At 67.3% G+C, this 17,751-nt stretch carries 20 protein-coding genes; 2 read left to right on the top strand and 18 right to left on the bottom strand.

Translation table 11 applies throughout. The features are described 5' to 3' along the window. The first annotated feature begins 42 nt into the window (after positions 1–42). Positions 43–573 (top strand): hypothetical protein, encoded by a 531-nt coding sequence (locus QM732_RS23915; RefSeq protein WP_415658587.1) that lies wholly within the window; start codon positions 43–45, stop codon positions 571–573. Here QM732_RS23915 and QM732_RS23920 read toward each other — a convergent pair. From QM732_RS23920 to QM732_RS23945, 6 genes are all read right to left on the bottom strand, one after another. Continuing rightward, positions 539–1,321, bottom strand: a complete 783-nt coding sequence (locus QM732_RS23920; protein WP_415658588.1) for a hypothetical protein — start codon at positions 1,319–1,321, stop codon at positions 539–541. The genes QM732_RS23915 and QM732_RS23920 overlap by 35 nt on opposite strands. 232 nt (positions 1,322–1,553) lie before the next feature. Beyond that, positions 1,554–1,946 carry a GFA family protein gene (locus QM732_RS23925; RefSeq protein ID WP_415658589.1) on the bottom strand — a complete coding sequence of 131 codons (393 nt, stop codon included), beginning with the start codon at positions 1,944–1,946 and terminating at the stop codon, positions 1,554–1,556. Positions 1,947–1,951: 5 nt separating this feature from the next. Continuing rightward, positions 1,952–2,494: a hypothetical protein gene (locus QM732_RS23930; protein WP_415658590.1), complete on the bottom strand. Its 543-nt coding sequence runs from the start codon at positions 2,492–2,494 to the stop codon at positions 1,952–1,954. 16 nt (positions 2,495–2,510) lie between these two features. After that, positions 2,511–3,491, bottom strand: a complete 981-nt coding sequence (locus QM732_RS23935; RefSeq protein WP_415658591.1) for a response regulator — start codon at positions 3,489–3,491, stop codon at positions 2,511–2,513. 124 nt (positions 3,492–3,615) lie between these two features. Continuing rightward, positions 3,616–3,762, bottom strand: a complete 147-nt coding sequence (locus QM732_RS23940) for a hypothetical protein (protein WP_415658592.1) — start codon at positions 3,760–3,762, stop codon at positions 3,616–3,618. A gap of 77 nt (positions 3,763–3,839) precedes the next feature. Further along, positions 3,840–4,742, bottom strand: a complete 903-nt coding sequence (locus tag QM732_RS23945; protein WP_415658593.1) for a helix-turn-helix domain-containing protein — start codon at positions 4,740–4,742, stop codon at positions 3,840–3,842. 101 nt (positions 4,743–4,843) lie between these two features. Here QM732_RS23945 and QM732_RS23950 point away from each other — a divergent pair, with 101 nt between their 5' ends. Continuing rightward, positions 4,844–5,767 carry a DMT family transporter gene (locus QM732_RS23950; RefSeq protein ID WP_415658594.1) on the top strand — a complete coding sequence of 308 codons (924 nt, stop codon included), beginning with the start codon at positions 4,844–4,846 and terminating at the stop codon, positions 5,765–5,767. On the opposite strand, the gene QM732_RS23955 is transcribed toward QM732_RS23950, so the two are convergent. The 12 genes from QM732_RS23955 to QM732_RS24010 all read right to left on the bottom strand — a co-directional run bounded on the left by QM732_RS23955 (position 5,697) and on the right by QM732_RS24010 (position 17,746). After that, positions 5,697–6,683 (bottom strand): branched-chain amino acid ABC transporter permease, encoded by a 987-nt coding sequence (locus QM732_RS23955; RefSeq protein ID WP_415658595.1) that lies wholly within the window; start codon positions 6,681–6,683, stop codon positions 5,697–5,699. The genes QM732_RS23950 and QM732_RS23955 overlap by 71 nt on opposite strands. Next, entirely contained in the window at positions 6,680–7,567 is an 888-nt protein-coding gene (locus QM732_RS23960) for a branched-chain amino acid ABC transporter permease (protein WP_415658596.1), read from the bottom strand. The genes QM732_RS23955 and QM732_RS23960 overlap by 4 nt, the downstream gene beginning before the upstream one ends. Before the next feature lie 141 nt (positions 7,568–7,708). After that, entirely contained in the window at positions 7,709–8,914 is a 1,206-nt protein-coding gene (locus QM732_RS23965; protein ID WP_415658597.1) for an ABC transporter substrate-binding protein, read from the bottom strand. Positions 8,915–8,948: 34 nt separating this feature from the next. Beyond that, positions 8,949–9,662, bottom strand: coding sequence for an ABC transporter ATP-binding protein (locus tag QM732_RS23970; protein ID WP_415658598.1), 714 nt, complete (start codon positions 9,660–9,662; stop codon positions 8,949–8,951). A gap of 1 nt (position 9,663) precedes the next feature. Continuing rightward, entirely contained in the window at positions 9,664–10,434 is a 771-nt protein-coding gene (locus QM732_RS23975) for an ABC transporter ATP-binding protein (RefSeq protein WP_415658599.1), read from the bottom strand. Between the two features lie 59 nt (positions 10,435–10,493). Further along, the gene (locus QM732_RS23980; protein ID WP_415658600.1) at positions 10,494–11,339 is read right to left on the bottom strand and encodes an alpha/beta fold hydrolase; all 846 of its coding nucleotides are present in this window, start codon (positions 11,337–11,339) and stop codon (positions 10,494–10,496) included. After that, complete coding sequence (locus tag QM732_RS23985; RefSeq protein WP_415658601.1) at positions 11,336–12,418, bottom strand: branched-chain amino acid ABC transporter permease; 1,083 nt, start codon at positions 12,416–12,418, stop codon at positions 11,336–11,338. The genes QM732_RS23980 and QM732_RS23985 overlap by 4 nt, the downstream gene beginning before the upstream one ends. Beyond that, the gene (locus tag QM732_RS23990; RefSeq protein ID WP_415658602.1) at positions 12,415–13,389 is read right to left on the bottom strand and encodes a branched-chain amino acid ABC transporter permease; all 975 of its coding nucleotides are present in this window, start codon (positions 13,387–13,389) and stop codon (positions 12,415–12,417) included. Before QM732_RS23990 ends, QM732_RS23985 begins: the two co-directional genes overlap by 4 nt. After that, a complete protein-coding gene (locus QM732_RS23995) occupies positions 13,386–14,117 on the bottom strand; it encodes an ABC transporter ATP-binding protein (RefSeq protein ID WP_415658603.1) in 732 nt (243 codons plus the stop codon). Before QM732_RS23995 ends, QM732_RS23990 begins: the two co-directional genes overlap by 4 nt. After that, complete coding sequence (locus tag QM732_RS24000; RefSeq protein ID WP_415658604.1) at positions 14,114–14,857, bottom strand: ABC transporter ATP-binding protein; 744 nt, start codon at positions 14,855–14,857, stop codon at positions 14,114–14,116. Before QM732_RS24000 ends, QM732_RS23995 begins: the two co-directional genes overlap by 4 nt. Positions 14,858–14,873: 16 nt before the next feature. Continuing rightward, positions 14,874–16,073 carry a substrate-binding domain-containing protein gene (locus QM732_RS24005; protein WP_415658605.1) on the bottom strand — a complete coding sequence of 400 codons (1,200 nt, stop codon included), beginning with the start codon at positions 16,071–16,073 and terminating at the stop codon, positions 14,874–14,876. 161 nt (positions 16,074–16,234) lie between these two features. Further along, positions 16,235–17,746, bottom strand: coding sequence for a sigma-54 interaction domain-containing protein (locus QM732_RS24010; RefSeq protein ID WP_415658606.1), 1,512 nt, complete (start codon positions 17,744–17,746; stop codon positions 16,235–16,237). Positions 17,747–17,751: the final 5 nt, after the last annotated feature.

Here is a 17,751-nt window from a genome sequence, read left to right on the forward strand (position 1 = left end):
TTGGTGGAATAGAAATTTGCAGGGCCGACCAAGTACAACGACGTGCGTGTCAACGTGCTGGCGCTGGCTGCGCTGCAGGTGTGGCGCAGGCCGCTGCCCGAAGTGCTGCGAGAGCAGGTCATGGATCCCATCGGTGCGTCCGGCCGCTGGCGCTGGCATGGCTATGACAACAGTTGGGTGGAGCTGGACGGGCAGCGCATGCAGTCCGTCTCCGGCGGCGGGCATTGGGGCGGTGGCATGTTCATCGACGCCTGGGACCTGGCCCGCTTTGGCTACCTGTTCCTGCGTCAGGGCGAATGGGACGGCCGCCAGCTGCTATCGCGTGACTGGATTGCCAAGGCCCGCGCACCGGGGCCTGCCAATGTCGAATACGGCTACTGCAACTGGTTCCTCAATACCGGTCGCAAGGCCTTGCCGGCGGCGCCCGAGAGCAGCGTGACCTTCCGCGGCAACGGGCAGAACATCATTTATATCGACTGGGAAAATGACCTCGTGGCCGTGGTGCGTTGGATAGACAACGGGCCGGCGTTGAACGAATTCATTGGGAGGCTGCTGGCGGCGGTGAGGGGTTGAGGGGAGGCTCCTCAAGCTCGTGAGCCACGGGATCGAGCGTGCTGGCTAGCGGTTCGATCTTCATGCCTTGAATCACTGCCACTTCGGCCTGCCTGCAATCGATGATTGCAAATTCATGCGCAGAGTCGACCGATCCGTTCAGCATCGGAATATTCAAACCAACAGCGGTCAACTCACCACTTGCATCCAGCCAGAAGCTATCGAGCACGCCTCTGTATCGCCGCGGTTCATCCGAGCCCGACATGAACAGCTCAAGGACGAGATAGTCAGGCTGGGGGGAAGTCGAGACGGTCGGCGTTTCGGCACGCAAGAGATAGGTCCAGCGACTGCGATATTCGAACCATCCAAATCGGCGATGGAGCTGAGTCCGTCGAACAATGAATCGAGCAGTGCTGCCCAATGCATGGGAGCCACACACGGTGGCGACCGCATAGGTCGCGGCCAGTGAAACGCTATCAGCGAGTTTGGGAATGGCTGACTTGACCAGGTCATCATTCCCGGTGAGCAGCGACAGGAACGAGACCCAGTCGATTGAATATCCCAACTGGTCAGAAACTGCGATCGCGACAAGATGAATGGTCAGGCTGAGCGGCAGCAGCCAGCGCAGCTCTTCGCCAAGAGTCAGAAACGTGGGCTCCACGGCTTCAGGGCTGCTGCTGCCATCGGTCCCGGACCGGAGGGCGGCGCGGAAGGTCAACGCGGGAGCCAAGCAAAGCGCAAGCACAAGCGCGCCAAAGGCGATATCCATTCATGGCCTCGGAAGTGCGCAGCGGGGGCGTGATCACTCACGAACCGCGCGTGCTTGATCGTGTGCAGTCAAACGCTCGCGAAGGTCGCTCAGGAACACGGCTAAATCGGTACAGCTCCGGCGGATTGTTCCCAGTCGCGCACCGGCAACCAGTCGGGATCACCCGAGAGGCTGTTTGCCAGGGGCTCTCAAACTCGACGAGTCAAGACGGGCCGACCCCTCGCGACTACGCTCAATCCAGGAACGTCCATGAATCCGCTCCATCGAAGCGCCGCACCTGAACTGCCGCCACCAGTCGCGGGTCGAAGTTGTTGAGGTTCACGCCATGACGGGCCCCAGCCTCGGGGACCAGCGGCTCCCAATGCGTCACGCAACCGCAGTGGACGCAGCGCAGCGTGCGCAGCGTCCTGTCGCCCCAGATGTAGGCGGCAGTGTGCTCGGGGTGGCCCTCCACCGTCACGCTGCCGAACTCGTAGTAAGCCCACAGGCCGCCCAGGCGACGGCACAGAGAGCAGTTGCATCGGGTCGCCTTGTCCGGCGCGGCCGGCAGCGTGAGGCGCACGGCGCCGCAGTGGCAAGTGCCTTGCAGCAGCGGCAGCGAGGAGGCGGGTTCTGGTGCGGGCATGGTGTTCAACGTGCGGGGCCGTTTTGGGCCTGCCGGGCGCGCAGCTCAGCCAGGCCGGCCAGCGCCTGTTCGGTAGAGGCGGTGCGCGGGTCGTTCAGCTCGCGGCGGATGGCCAGCGCCTGCTCGAACTTCGCCTGTGCGGCGTCGAGGTCACCCTGCTCGACGAGGTTGCGGCCCCAGTGCTGCAGCACGAAGGACTGCAGGCGTCGCCAGCCACCGGCGCACGACAGGGCCAGTGCCTGAGCAAAGGCCGCGTTGGCCTCCCCGCGCAGGCCGTTGTACTGCAGCGCCGTGGCATAGGCATTCCAGAACCAGCCAGCCATCTCCAGGCCGGAGAAGGCCTGGATGCGGTCCAGCTGGGTCCGCAGCAGCACCAGCGCCTCCGCCTCGCGCCGCGCCGTGGTGAGCAGGGCGCCGAGGTCGGCCGCGTGTTCGGCGATGGCGGGCTCGTCCCCGGCCTGCCGAGCTGCTGCCAGCCTGGCCCGGTGCTCGGCGATGCTGGCTTCCAGTGTCGTGGCGTCGGGGGCGGTGAAGCGTTGGAATTCCATACCCGCGGGGCTCCGGCTAGTCCAGGGTGGCGGGCACGCGCACCGCCACCCTGGCGGCCTCGATGGCGGCGATCAGCGCCTCTTCCGAATAGGGCTTGCCCAGCAGCTGGGTCACGCCGGCCGCGCGGGCCTCGTCCAGTTTGTCGTCGGAGGACGTGATCATCAGCACGGGAAGTTCCGCAGTCGCGACGCTGGCGCGCACTTGGCGGGTCAGCTCGAAGCCGTCGATACCGGGCATCTCGACGTCGGTGATCAGCACATGTGGGCGCTCGGCGGCCATCAGCTCCAGCGCCTGTTCGCCGCTCTCGGCCAGTGCGATGCGATAGCCCTGGGCGGCCAGCAGGCGGCTGATCTTGACCCGGACGATCTTGGAGTCGTCGGCCACCAGCACCAGGGTCTCGTCGACGCGCAGCGCGCGGGTGGCTTGTGCGGCGGCGGCCGCTTCGGCCTCGGCTCGGCGCCGGGCTTGCTCGGCAGCCTGGCGGGCGGCTTCAAGGGCCTCCCGCGCGGCGGCCTCTTGTTCCACCAGGCGTCTGGCGGCTTCACGTTCTGCCTCGGCGTGCTCGGCGGCCAGCCGCAGGGTTTCGGCTTCGCGGGCCAGTTGCTCTGCCTCCAGCCGCTCCGCCTCCGCGGCCTCGCGTGCCGCCTGTTCGCGATCCAGCCGTTCGGCTTCGGCCTGCTGTTCAGCCCGGCGGCGGGCCTCGGCCTGGCGGGTGGCTGCTTCCTGGGCGAGGCGCCGGGCCTCCGCGGCCGCAGCGGCGTCGCGGGCGGCCTGGGCTTCAAACCGGGCGATTTCCTCGCGTTCGGCCGCGACGCGCGCCTCCTCGGCGCGCTGCTGTCGTGCGGCGTGTTCGGCCGCCTCCTGCGCGATACGGTGGGCCTCGCGCTGCTCGGCGGCGTCTTGGGCGCGGCGCTGGCGGCGCTTGCCCACCCAGAGCAACAGCAGCACGACGGCCACCGCGGCGGGGGCCAGGGTCCAGGTCAACAGCTCGTTCATCGTCGGGGTGATGGCGCTACGTCAGGGACGCCGATCATCGCGCCGCTGGCTGCCGTGCTTCTCGCGCAGGCTCTTCGGCAGCGGGCTGGTGGCGTCGTTTGTCACGCCCGGGCGGGGCCAGGACTCAGCGCTGGGGTGGCGGCAGCACGCTGGCGGTGTGGATCGGGCTGTCGGCCGAGTCGTTCTCGCCGGGCACGAAAAGCGTCAGCACGACGGCAGCCACCGACACCAGCAGGGTCGCGGTGAACTTGAAGCGGGCGGACGTGACCATGCCCCGATGGTGGGCCATTCGGGCGCGGCGTGGTCCCCCTAAGTCGCTTGTGAATGCTGACGGCGTGGTGGCAGCAGTCAGTCACCGCACAGGGTGCGTCGCAGCTGTCCTGGCGTGGCGCCGGTGGTGGCTTTGACGTGCCGGCTGAGGTGGCTGGCGCCGGCATAGCCGCAGGCTGCAGCGATGTCGGCCAGCGGCAGCGCTGTCCCGCGCAGCAGTGTGCGGGCGCGGGCCAGGCGGCGGGCGGCCACCCAGTCGTGCACGCTGCAGCCCATGCAGACGCGGAACATGCGGGCGAAGTGGAACTCGGACAGATGCGCCTGGGCTGCCAGGCCGGGCAGGTTGAGGTCAGGGCCGTCCAGGTGGGCATCGATGAAGTCCAGCACGCGCCGCCGTGCCGCGCTGGACAGGCCGCCCGCCGGACGTTCGGCCCGCTGCCGCTCGCGCGGCCGCGCAGCCTGCAGCACCAGGTGGTCCAGCGCGGACTGGCTTAGCGCGTCGATGCGCAGGCGCTCGGCCGGATCCTGCCAGTCGCGTGCGGCCACGCCCTGCGCCCAGGCCGACAGGGTGTCGTCCCGGCCGAATATGCGTTGCTCCAGCGTGATCGCTCGGGGCTCGGCATCCAGCAGTCGCACGACGCGGTCGGCCCAGCTGCCGTCCGACAGGTAGAGGTGGACGAAGCGCAGCGGCCCCGCCACGTTCCAGTGCGATTCATGCTCTGCCGGAAGGATGCAGTGTCGACCGGGGGCGCCGGTTTCCTGGGGTGTCTCGATCAGATGCGTATCGTGGCCGCCCTGCAGGTAGACGGACAGCGTGTGATGCCCGGGGCGCCGGTAGTCCATGCGGCCGCCGTGGTTGCACCATTGCACCAGGCGCAGTCCGTCGGACAGCGCCAGCTCGCGCTCGCGGCGCGCGCTGGAGCGCCCCAGCGCGTCGAAGACGGGCTGTTGTGGGGTTGCACCGGCGGTGGGGGCGAGCATGGCGCCATGCTAGGGCCAAGGTGCCGGCCGGCACCGGAGGAGGTGCGGCGATGCGCAGGAATGTGCAACCGCGACGGCGGCCGGCGGGCCATGCTGGCGGCATGAATGCCGTTCTCTATGTGCTGGTCGTGCTGATCTGGGGCACGACGTGGATCGCCTTGAAGTGGCAGCTAGGCCCCGTGCCCATCGCGCTGTCCATCGCCTATCGCTTCGGGCTGGCGGCGCTGCTGCTGTTTGCTTGGTTGGCCTGGCGGAGGCAGCTGGTTGTGCCGCGCGGCCGGGCGCTGGGCTGGGTGCTGGCCCAGGGTGTGTGCCTGTTCTGTCTGAACTTCGTCTGCTTCCTGAAGGCCAGCCAGACGCTGGCCAGCGGGCTGGTGGCCGTGGTGTTCTCCAGCGCGGCGCTATGGAACGCCCTGCTGGCCCGGCTGGTGCATGGCCGGGCGATCGTGCCGCAGGTGATGGCCGGCGGTGCGCTGGGCCTGACGGGCCTACTGCTGCTGTTCTGGCCCGAGATCGTCGGCCACCATGCGGGTGCCGCGACGCTGGCCGGCCTGGCCTGGGCGCTGGGAGGTACGCTGTGCTTCTCGACCGGCAACTTGCTGTCGGCCGCGCTGCAGGGCCAGGGACTGAGGCCCGTGCAGACCAATGCCTGGGGCATGGCCGTAGGCACCGCACTGCTGCTGGCCTATGCACTGGCGGCAGGACTGCCATTGGCGTTCGACACCAGCCCGCGCTATGTTGGTGCCTGGCTCTATCTGGCCATCCCCGGCTCGGTGATCGGGTTCACGGCCTATCTGACGCTGGTGGGACGGCTGGGTCCGGAGCGGGCGGCCTACAGCACCGTGCTGTTTCCGGTCGTCGCGCTGAACGTGTCGACCTGGGCCGAGGGCTATCGCTGGACGGCGCCAGCCCTGGTGGGCCTGGCACTGGTGATGGCTGGCAACGTGCTGGTCTTCAGGCGGCGCGCCGCTTCGTTGCCAGCTTCTCCCACAGCGCCATCGCCTCTCCCACCAGGCCGCGCCTGAAGGCCAGCACGCAGACGATGAAGATCAGCCCGGTGACGAGGCTGACCGACTCGCCCAGGCCGTTGAACCAGGCGATGCCGGTGACGTCGGCCAGCAGGTTGCCGAGGTCGCCGATCTTGTTTTCCAGCGCAATGATGACCAGAGCGCCCACCATGGGCCCCACCAGCGTGCCCATGCCACCTACCAGCGTCATCAGGATGACCAGGCCCGAGGTGGTCCAGATCGCGTCGGTCAACGTCGCGAAGCCCAGCACCAGCGTCTTGGTGGCGCCGGCCAGGCCGGCCAGCGCGGCTGACAGCACGAAGGCCAGCAGCTTGAAGTGGGCCGTGTCATAGCCCAGCGAGGTGGCGCGGGCCTCGTTCTCGCGGATTGAGGTCAGCACCTGCCCGAAGGGCGAATGCACCGTGCGGTAGATCAGCCAGAAGGCGGCGATGAACAGGCCCAGCACGACGTAGAACAGCACCAGGTCGTTCTCGAGATTCAGTCCGAGGAAGCTGCCTCGCGGCACTGCCTGCAGGCCGTCCTCGCCGCCAGTGAAGGGTGCCTGCAGGAAGTAGAAGTACAGCATCTGCGCGAGCGCCAGCGTGATCATCGCGAAGTAGATGCCTGAGCGGCGAATGGCAAGCAGGCCGAACAGCAGGCCCACAGCGGCCGCGGCGGCCGTTCCGGCGACCAGGCCCAGAGGGGTGGGCAGGCCCCAGACCTTGAGTGCATGGCCGCAGACGTAGCCGGCCGTGCCCAGGAAGGCAGCGTGGCCGAAGGACAGCAGCCCGGTGAAGCCGATCAGCAGATTGAAGGCGCAAGCGAAGAGGGCATAGCACAGCACCTTCATGACGAAGATGGGGTAGGCACTCAGCATGGGTAGCAGCGCAATGGCGCCGAACAGCGCGGCGTAGCCGATGAGCTTCTTGTTCATTTCTCTTTTCCGAACAGGCCCGCCGGGCGGACCAGAAGCACGATGGCCATGACGACGAAGACGACGGTGTTTGACGCCTCCGGGTAGAAGACCTTGGTGAGGCCTTCGATCAACCCCAGGCCCAGGCCGGTCAGGATGGAGCCCAGGATGGAGCCCATGCCGCCGATGACGACGACGGCGAACACGACGATGATGAGGTTGGACCCCATCAACGCCGACACCTGCAGGATGGGCGCGGCCAGCACGCCGGCGAAGGCTGCCAGCGCCACGCCGCCGGCATAGGTCAACGTGACCATGGCGGGCACGTTGATGCCGAAGGCCTGCACGAGCTTGGGGTTCTCGGTACCGGCGCGCAGCTTTGCGCCCAGCGACGTCTTTTCGATCAACGCCCACACCGCAAAGCACACCACCAGCGACGCGACGACGACCCAGGCCCGGTAGTTGGGCAGGATCATGAAGCCTAGGTTGGTGGCGCCGGTGAGCTGATCCGGCACCGAATATGGCTGGCCAGACACACCGTAGAAGCTGCGGAACACACCCTCGATGACCAGCGTGATGCCGAAGGTCAACAGCAGGCCGTAGAGGTGGTCCAGCTTATAGAGCCACTGCAGCATGGTGCGTTCGATGACGATGCCGATAAGACCCACGGCCAGTGGCGCCAGGCCCAGCATGAGCCAGTAGTTCAGCCCCAGGTACTCCAGCCCCATCCAGGCGAAGAAGGCTCCCATCATGTACAGCGCCCCATGGGCGAAGTTGATGATGTTGAGCATGCCGAAGATGACTGCCAGTCCCAGCGACAGCATCGCGTAGAACGAGCCGTTCACCAGGCCCAGCAGCAGCTGGCCCAGCAGGGCCGGCAGGGGGATACCGAAGATCTCGGTCATGTCAGTGGCGCCGTCGTGTCAGTCAGCATTCAAGGGCCGTGCACCGCGTGCCCGCCCCTCAAGCGGCACCCGTGGAGCCGGCGTTGCCGGGCCACCGGGTGGGCTCCCTTGAAGGCGGGTGCGCGGTGCAGCGGGAGTGGGTCATTTCTTGACCAGCGGGCACTTGCTGTCGGCCAGGCTGGTGAAGGCCTCGTCGCCGGGGATCTTGGAGACGACCTTGTAGTAGTCCCAGGGCTCGGTGGAATCCTTGGGGGACTTCACCTGCATCAGGAACATGTCATGCACGCCGCGGCCGTCCTCCTTGCGGATGGTGCCCTTGGTGTAGAAATCGTTGATGGGCGTGGCCTTCATCTTCGCGACGACCTTGTCGGCGTCGTCGGTCTTGAGCGCCTCGACGGCTTTGAGGTAATGCGTGACGGCAGAGTAGTCGGCGGCCTGCAGCGACGAGGGCATGCGCTTCATCTTCTCGAAGAAGCGACGGCTCCAGGCGCGGGCCTCGGGGCTCTGGTTCCAGTACCAGGAGTCGGTCAGGTACATCCCCTCGGCGGTCTTCAGACCCAGCGAGTGGATGTCGTTGATGAACATCAGCAGGCCGGCCAGCTTCATCGTCTTGGTGATGCCGAACTCGTTGGCGGCCTTGACCGAGTTGATGGTGTCGCCGCCGGCATTGGCCAGGCCCAGGATCTGCGCGCCCGAGCCCTGGGCCTGCAGCAGGAAGGAGGAGAAGTCGTTTGCGTTGAGCGGGTGCTTGACGGCACCCACCACCTTGCCGCCGGCCTTCTGGATGACTGCGGTGGCATCGGCCTGCAGCGCGGCGCCGAACGCATAGTCGGCGGTCAGGAAGTACCAGCTCTTGCCGCCGGCCTTGACCATGGGGTTGACCGTTCCGCGGGCCAGCGCGACGGTGTCGTAGGCGTAGTGGATGGTGTACGGGGTGCAGTTCGCGTTGGTCAGCGCGGAGCTGCCGGCGCCGATGGAGATGAAGGGCTTCTTCTTCTCGGCCGCGACGGTGGCCATGGCCAGGTTTGCGCTGGAGTTGGTGCCACCTACCAGCAGGTCCAGGCCCTGGGTGTCTATCCACTCACGGGCCTTGGCGTTGGCGATGTCGGCCTTGTTCTGGTGGTCCGCAAAGATCAGCTCGATCTTCTTGCCGCCGATATTGCCCTTCATGTCGGCGATGGCCATCTTGATGGCCTCCACGCCGCCGGCGCCGTCGATGTCGGCGTAGACGCTGGACATGTCGGTCAGGAAGCCGATCTTGATGACGTCGCCGGAGATTTGGGCCTGGGCGGCAAGGCCGCAGCTGGCGAGAGCGGCTGAGGCGAGGGTGGTGCGAATCGCTTTCATGGATGTTGTCTCCTGGGTGTGAGTCTTCGTGGGTTCAAACACTGAGCAACTCGTCCATCTGGGCCTGGTGGGCCGGCAGGTCGGCTGCGGGGAAGGAGAGCACGACCTCGCCGTGCTCGATGACGATGAAGTGGTCGGCCAGGGGGGCGGCGAAACGGAAGTTTTGTTCCACCATGACGATGGTGAAGCCCTGCTTCTTCAGCTCGCGGATCATGCGGGCCAGGGCCTGGACGATGACGGGGGCCAGACCTTCGGAAATCTCGTCCAGCAGCAAGATGTCGGCTCCCGTGCGCAGGATGCGCGCGACGGCGAGCATCTGCTGCTCGCCGCCCGACAGCCGCGTGCCGGGGCTGTGGCGGCGCTCCGCGAGGTTGGGGAACATCGCGTAGATCTCGGCCTCGCTCATGACCTTGCCGCGCCGGCTCTTCAGCAGCGGCGGCAGGCGCAGGTTCTCCTCCGCCGTCAGCGACGCGAAGATGCCGCGCTCCTCGGGGCAGTAGCCGATGCCTAGCCGGGCGACGCGATGGGGAGGGAGGGCAATGGCCTCGTCGCCGTGGATCCTGATCGAGCCCTTGCGCGCACCGGTCAGGCCCATGATGGCGCGCAGCGTCGTCGTGCGCCCGGCGCCGTTGCGGCCCAGCAGCGTGACGACCTGGCCGGGTTGCACGCTCAGGTTGATGCCGTGCAGGATATGGCTCTCGCCATACCAGGCGTGGAGGCCGGTGATCTCGAGGGCAGGCGTGGCCATGTCAGTGGGCTCCCTGCAGTTCGGTGGCTTCGGTGCCCATGTAGGCCTCGAGCACGGCCGGATGCTTGGACACCGTGGCGTAGTCGCCCTCGGCCAGCACGGCGCCGCGCGCCAGTACGGTGATGCGGTCGGCGATGCTCGCGACGACCTTCATGTTGTGTTCGACCATCAGCACAGTGCGGCCTTCGGCCACGCGCTTGATGAGGGCCGTTACGCGGTCAACATCCTCGTGACCCATGCCTTGCGTGGGTTCGTCCAGCAGCATCAGCTGCGGCTCCATGGCCATGGTCGTGGCGATCTCCAACGCGCGCTTGCGGCCATAGGGCAGGTCGGCGGCGCGCGCGTTCGCCATGTCGCGCAGGTCGACCAGCTCCAGCAGCGTCAGCACCTTGGCGTCAAGCGTCTTCAGCCCCGTCAGGCCCTTCCAGAAGTGGAAGCTCGTGCCAGTGAAGCGCTGCAGGCCGATGCGCACGTTCTCCAGCACAGTGAGGTGCGGGAAGACGGCCGATATCTGGAAGCTGCGGATGACGCCGCGGCGCGCGATCTGGGCCGAGGTCTCGCCAGTGATGTCCGCACCGGCGAAGACGATGCGGCCGCGCGTGGGCGTCAGAAACTTGGTGAGCAGATTGAAGCAGGTTGTCTTGCCTGCACCATTGGGGCCAAGGAGCGCGTGGATGTGGCCGCGCCGCACCTGCAGGTTCACGGCGTCCACGGCGGTGAAGCCCTTGAACTCCTTGGTCAGGTCCTGGGTCTCGAGGATGTATTCACTCATGGACTTACCGGTTGCTGCGCGACTCTAGGCCCTCAGGCGCGAGACTGGCTTACGGGCATTCACGGGGTTTGGTCAGCGGAGAGGAAGCGCTCGATCAGGCCGATCTGCTCGGGCGTGTTCAGCGCGGGTGCATGGCCGCAGCCGGGGATCAGCGCCACGGCCGCGCGCGGGCCTCGTTCGCGCATGGCCTGGGCAGTCTCGGCGGTCAGCAGCGTCGAGTCTTCGCCGCGCAGGCACAGCACCGGCAGGTCGAGCTGGTCCCAGGCACTCCACAGCAGGTAGTCGTCGGGATGGTGGTCGAACTGCTGGACCATCGCGGGGTCGTAGTGCGTGGTCACTCGGCCGTCGGGCAGGCGGCGCAGCGAGGTCTCGGTCAGGTGGCGCCACTGCATGTCGCTCAGGTGACCGAAGCTCGCGTAGATCTCGCGGAAGTAGCGCTCCAGCTCAGTCACGGCCGCGAAGCTGGGTGGCAGGCCGGCATAGGCCTTGATGCGTGCCAACGCCGGCGCGGCCAGCTCGGGGCCGTTGTCGTTCAGCACAAGCCGCTTGATGCGGCCGCGCAGCCGGGTCGCCGCGCCCAGCGTTCCGATGGCACCGCCCATGGACGTGCCTACCCAGTGCACCTTCTGCAGGCCCAGTTGATCGAGCAGCGCCTCGGCCTGCTCGACGTAGAACTCCAGGCAGTACTCGCGCGCGGGGTCGACGGCCCATTGAGACAGGCCGCGGCCCAGGGTGTCGGGGCAAATGACGTGCCAGCGTGATGCCAGCGCTGTCGCGAAGTCGTCGAAGTCGCGGCTGCTGCGCGCCAGGCCATGCCAGGCGATGACCGGTGGCAAGCCCGCGTCGCCCCATTCGGTGAGGTGGATCTCGCGACCCAGGCAGGTCAGGTAGCGCGAGCGCATCATGTGCGGGCCCCCCCTCGCTTCCATGCCGCCAGCCGCAGCCGCCCGACGACGCCGCCCGGGAAATGGTAGACGGCCAGCACGAACAGCAGACCCAGCCACAGCAGCCAGCGGTCCGGCGCGACCAGGGTGCTCAACACCGGCACGCCCTCGACCAGCGTGCCTGCACCCTTGAGTAGCGCTTGCAGATAGTTCTGCGCGACGATGAAGAGCACGCTGCCAATGATGGCGCCGTAGACCGTTCCCATGCCGCCGATGACGACGATGAGCAGCAGGTCCAGCATGATCTCCATGCTCATGGCCGTCTCGGGGCCGGTGTAGCGCAGCCACAGCGCCAGCAGTGCACCGCCGCAGCAGGCCAGGAGCGCTGCGATGACGTTGGCGCCGGTGCGGTACACCACGGGCCGGTAGCCGATGGCTTCGGCACGGAACTCGTTTTCGCGGATGGCCTGCAGCACGCGGCCGAAGGGCGAGTTGACGATGCGCAACAGCACGACGATGAGGGCTGCGACCGCGACGAAGAGCAGGTAGTAGGTCAGCAGCCGGCCGTCGAGCATGACGCCCAGCACCGGTTCTTCCATGAATTCGGTCGACGGGCGAAGCAGCTCTGGCAGCTGGAAGTTCAGCCCATCCTCGCCGCCCGTGAAGTCGCTGAGCTGCGAGCACAGCGTCATGAAGGCCGAAGCCACGGCCAGCGTGATCATCGCGAAGAAGATGGCCTTCACGCGCAGGCTGGCGAGTCCCATGGCCAGCGCCAGCACGGCGCTCAATGCGAGGGCGGCGGCGAAACCGATGCTCAGCGACCCCCAGTCAGGCCCCAGACGAGTCGACGCGATCGCGATGCCGTAGGCGCCTATGCCGACGAACATGGTGTGCGCGAAGCTGACGATGCCGGTGTAGCCCAGCAGCAGGTCGTAGCTGGCGACAAGCAGGATGAAGACGAGGATCTTGGCAGCGACGTTCAGTGCCTGGGTGCCCGGGAAAATGAAGGGTGCGCCGAGCAGGCCGACGAAGCAGGCGATCAGCAGCGCGCCGAGGATGCGGCTGCGCGGCAGGTCATGGGACAGCAGCGCGCGCATCACTTGGCTCCTACCGGGTAGAGGCCTTGCGGGCGCCACAGCAGGATGGCGACCATCAGCCCGATGTTGGAGAAGAGGGCCGCCTTGGGCGCCAGGAAACCGGCGTAGTTGGCCACAAGCCCCACCAGCAGCGCGCCGACCAGGCAGCCCAGCGTGGAGCCCAGGCCGCCGATGATGATGACGATGAACAGCAGCAGGTTGACCTGGGCGCCGATCTGCGGCGTGACGCCTTGCTGTACCAATCCCCACAGCACCCCGCCAAGGCCCGCGAGCGCGGAGCCGGCGACGAAGACGCCGACGAAGAGGCGCCTGATGCGGTAGCCCAGCGCCTCCACCATCTCTCGGTCCTGTACGCCGGCGCGGATGAGCAGGCCGATCTTGGTGCGGTTCAGCACCAAGAGCAGCGCGACGAGCACGACCAGGCCGATGACCATGGCCAGCACGCGGAACTTCTCTACCGCCACGTCTCCGACCAGGAAGATGCCGCGTAGCGCCTCGGGCAGCGGCAGGGGGATCATGGCCGGTCCCCAGGTTGCCTTGATCAGCTCCTCGCCGATGATCATGCCGCCCATCGTGATGAGGATCTGCTTCAGGTGCTGGCCGTATACGGGCCGCACCAGCACGCGCTCGAACACCACGCCCACGGCCGCCGCGATGCCCATTCCGGCCAGGCACGCGGCAGCCAGCGCAGCGAGGTTGGCGAAGACGTCGGGGCTGCTCGCCCAGGGCGCCAGTGCGGCCAGCACTGTCGTTGCCATGAAGGCGCCCAGCGCGATGAACACGCCGTGGCCGAAGTTCAGCACGTCCATCAGGCCGAAGACCAGTGTCAGGCCGGAGGCGATGACGAAGATGATGAGGCCCATGGCCAGGCCGGCCAGGGTCAGGTTGAGCCAGGTGCTGGCGCTGCCAGTCAGTGGCAGCGCCAGCAGCATCAGTGCGGCGAGCAGCGCGAGGGGGCGGGGGTCGAGCTTCATTGGTGGGCAGCCAGCGAAAGGCCCAGCAGGCGCTGCTGCAGGCCGGAGTCTTCGATCAGCTCGCGCATCGCGCCGCGGTGCACGATGCGGCCGTCGTCCATGACGGCCACCTGGTCACCCAGTTCGGCGGCGACGCGGAAGTTCTGCTCGACGAGCAGCACCGTCGTTTGCGTGCCCTTGAGCTCGCGCAGCGCCGTGATGAGGTTCTGCACGATGGCCGGTGCCAGGCCTTTGCTGGGCTCGTCGATGACCAGCAGCTCGCGCGGCTCGATCATGGCGCGGGCAATGGCCAGCATCTGCTTCTGCCCGCCCGACAGCTTGCCAGCCGGATGGCTCCAGAAGGTCTTCAGCGCGGGGAAGAGACCGAACAGCCAGTCCAGGCGCCTGGTGTCGAGGTCGGCAATGCGCTTGGCGCCACGGGCCGCCAGCAGCAGGTTCTCCGCCACGCTCAGCTCGCCGAAGATGCCCATGGTCTCGGGCACGTAGGCGATGCCGCGCGAAGCGATGTCGGGCGTGGCGAGCCGGGTGATGTCTTCGCCCTTGAACGTGACTGCTCCGCTGCTGGCCGTCCACAGGCCCATCAACGTGCGCAGCGTGCTGGTCTTGCCGGCGCCGTTGCGGCCCAGCAGCATGGTGACCTGACCGGCTGGCACTTCGAGGTCCACGCCATGCAGGATGTGGTACGCCCCGACGTGGGTGTGGACGCCCTGGAGTTGCAACAAGTTCATGCAGCCACCCCCAGGTAGGCCTCTTGCACGATGGGCGAGGCGATGACGGTGGCAGGGTCGCCGTCGGCGACAAGCTTGCCCTGGTGCAGCACGATGATGCGGTCGGCGAGCTCGCGCACCACGTCCATCTTGTGCTCCACCAGCAGCAGCGTGTGCTTCTTCTCCGCCTTCAGCGCGCGGATCAGGTCCAGCACCACGGGCACCTCGTCCACGCTCATGCCGGCGGTGGGCTCGTCGAACAGATAGACCTTGGGGTCCAGCGCGATCAACATCGCGACTTCGAGCTTGCGTTGGTCGCCATGCGGCAGGCTGGCGGCGAGGTCGTCGGAGCGCGAGGCCAGGCGCACGCGTTCCAGGATAGCCTGCGCCTCGGCGATCAGCTCTCGGTGCGACAACCACACCGACAGCATGCGCAGACCCTTGCCGTGCCTGGCCTGCACAGCCAGCCGCACGTTCTCCAGCACGGTCAGGTGGGCGAACAACTGCGTCAGCTGGAAGGCACGCCCGAGGCCGCGCCGCGTGCGGGCCGGTGCCGGCTGACCCGTCAGGTTCTCGCCGTCCAGCCACACCTCGCCGCTGGTCGCGGCCAGCTGGCCTGAAATCAGGTTGAAGTAGGTCGTCTTGCCGGCGCCATTGGGGCCGACGATGGCCGTCAGCGTGCCGGGCTGGAAGGCACAGGACACGCCGTCGACGGCCACATGGCCGCCGAAGCGTATCGTCAGGTTCTTGGTCTCGAGCACGGGCCGTCGTCCACCGTCAGCGCTTGTTGCGGATGGGCACGTTCATTTCCTCGGGCTTGATCTCCCGCACCAGCTCCGGCACGCCCCACGGGAAGGCAGGGTCCGCCTTGATGCGGAAGTGGTACATGGACTGCATGGCCTGGTGGTCTTGGGGGCGGAAGGTCATCTTGCCCTTGGGCGTCTCGAAGCTCATGCCCTCCATGGTCTTGATGAGCTTGTTGGTGGTCGTGTCGCCACCGGTCTTCTTCAGCGCCTCCACAAGGGCGATGCCCGCGCTCATGCCGCCGGCCGTGAAGAAGTCGGGCGGCTGCTTGAACTGCTTGTAGTGGTTGGCCACCAACCATTCGTTGACCGGATTCTTCGGGATGCCGAAGTAGTAGTAGGTGGCGCCCTCCATGCCGGGGAACTGCTTGTAGGCCGTCATGGCCGGCAAGATGTTGCCGCCCGAGCCCACCGCGATGCCGTAGCGCTTCTGAAGGTCCAGCGCCGCCAGCGCCGGGAAGGGCGTCGTGGCGCCGGCCCAAACGACGGCGATGACCTTGGGGCCCGGCTTGTCCTTCAACGCGTCGACCAGGCGCTGGATGCCGGCGGTGAAATCGGTGGTGGCCGTCGGCAGGTATTCCTCGTGGACGATCCTGGCCTTCTTGAGCGCTTCCTTGAAGGCCTTCACGCCGTCGCGGCCGAAGGCGTAGTCCTGGGCCAGCACGCCGATGTTCAGGCCCGCCACGTCCGACGCGACGGCGTTGGCCAGCGCATCCTGGCTGGAGCTGCGGCCGGTGCGGAAGATGTATTTGTTCCACTTCTCGCCGGTGATGGAGTCGGCCACGGCCGGCTCCACCAGCAGGATCTTCTTGTACTCCTCCGCCACCGGCAGCATGGCCAGCGCGACACCGCTGGACGAGGGGCCTACGGCGATGTCGGCCTTGTCGTCGCCGTAGGCAGCGGCCAGCAGGCTCTTGCCAACGTCGGGCTTGCCCTGGTCGTCCTTCTCGATGACGACCAGCTTCTTGCCCGCCACGGTCATGGTGCCGCCGGTGGCGTAGTCCAGGCCCATCATCAGGCCGATCTGCGTCTGCTTGCCGTAGGCCTCCAGCGGGCCTGTCTTGCTATAGACGTGGGCGATGCGGATCTCTGTACCGGCGGCCGGCGCAAGGCCGGGGAGTGCGGCCGCGAGGATGGTTGCGGCGAGGGCAAAGCGGCGCGTGATAGGGCGCATGAGGCTTGTCTCCTGGGTTTCGTTTTCATCTGCTCTGTTGGCAGACGGTGTCTTCCCTTTGTGCAAGGGCCGTGCCCGGCAGGGAAGGGTTGCCGGGCACGGATTTCGTCCGGGTTGTCCCCAGGTTTTACGCCGTTAGGCGGGACATGAGTGTCTGAATTTCAGGCGTTGTCCGAAAGCTGGACTTCCAGGTCCGGCCAGCGCGCCAGCCTTTCATACAGCGACGCCCGCGAGATCTGCAGCAGCCGCGCGGCCGCCATGCGGTTGCCGCCGGTGGCCTGCAGTGCGCGGGCAATGGCGTCGCGCTCCAGCGCCTCGATGAGTTCGGGCAACGGTGCGACGGCCTGCGCCGTCGTCACCGTGGGCGCTGCTGCCACCTGCTGGGGCGGAACAACGGGCGAGTCGACCGTGGCCGGCAACGCCGCACCGCCCTGGAAATGCGCGGCGGTCAGCTGCATGTCATCGCTCATCAGGCTGATCTGCTCCAGCGTGTTGCGCAGCTCGCGGATGTTGCCGGGCCAGGCCTGCTGCATGAGCCATTCGATGGCGTCGGGGCTCAGCAGCTTTTGCGGCATGCCGCTGCGGCGGGCGATGTCCTCCCCCAGCGCCTCGGCCAGCGCCTCGATGTCTTCCAGCCGCTCGCGTAGCGCCGGCACGCGAATGGGCAGGACGTTGAGCCGGTAGTAGAGGTCGGCCCGGAACTGGCCGGCCGCAACCATGGCGGCCAGGTCGCGGCTGGTGGCGGCGATGACGCGCACGTCCACGCGCATGACAGTATTGCTGCCCAGAGGCTCCACCTCCTGCTCCTGCAGCACGCGCAGCAGCTTGCTCTGCAGGGCCAGCGGCATGTCGCCGATCTCGTCGAGGAACAGCGTGCCACCGTCGGCCAACCTGAACTTGCCATCGCGGCCCTTGCGGTCGGCGCCGGTGTAGGCACCAGGCGCGACGCCGAAGAACTCGGCCTCCAGCAGCGTTTCCGGCACGGCGGCGATGTTCACGCTGACCAGCGGCCGGTGAGCACGTCGCGAGGCCGAGTGAATGGCGTGCGCCATCAGCTCCTTGCCGGTGCCGGTCTCGCCCAGCAGCAGCACGGTGGAGTCGGTCTGGGCTACGCGGCGTGCCTGACGCTTGACCTCCAGCGCCGCGGGGCTGGTTCCTATGAAGCTGGCAATTGTGTACTTGGGCCGGCGTTGCGCGGCCAGTTGGCGGCGCGTGTCCTCCAGCTCCTGCTGCAGCCGCGCGAACTTTTGGATCAGCGGCTGCATCGTCGTCTCGGGATGATCCAGCAGCACCAGGCCCAGCGCGCCGATGACCTCGCCCGCGTCGTTCCTCAGCGGCAGGCGGCTGACGAGGAAGGTGCCTGCCTTGTTCGTCAGCAGGTCCACCAGGACGGGCTTGCCGTTCTCAAGCACCTGCAGCATCTGAGTGTTGGGGACCACGTCCTCCACGCGCTTGCCGACGAACTCGCGCTCGTCTGCGAATCCGAGGGCCGGCAGGAAGCGCTTGTAGCCGTCGCTGATCCATACGACGCGGTGGTTGCGGTCGATGACCATCATCCCTTCCGTCGAGCGGGCCAGCACGTCAAACATGGACTGCGCGGCCAGGCGCAACAGCCCGTCGACGTCCTGGGGGATGTCGAGCGCGGCGGGTGTCTGGCTTTTGGACAGCGGCATGGCCG

The sequence above is a fragment of the Roseateles sp. genome, assembly GCF_047654805.1.
Classification (GTDB): domain Bacteria; phylum Pseudomonadota; class Gammaproteobacteria; order Burkholderiales; family Burkholderiaceae_C; genus Pelomonas.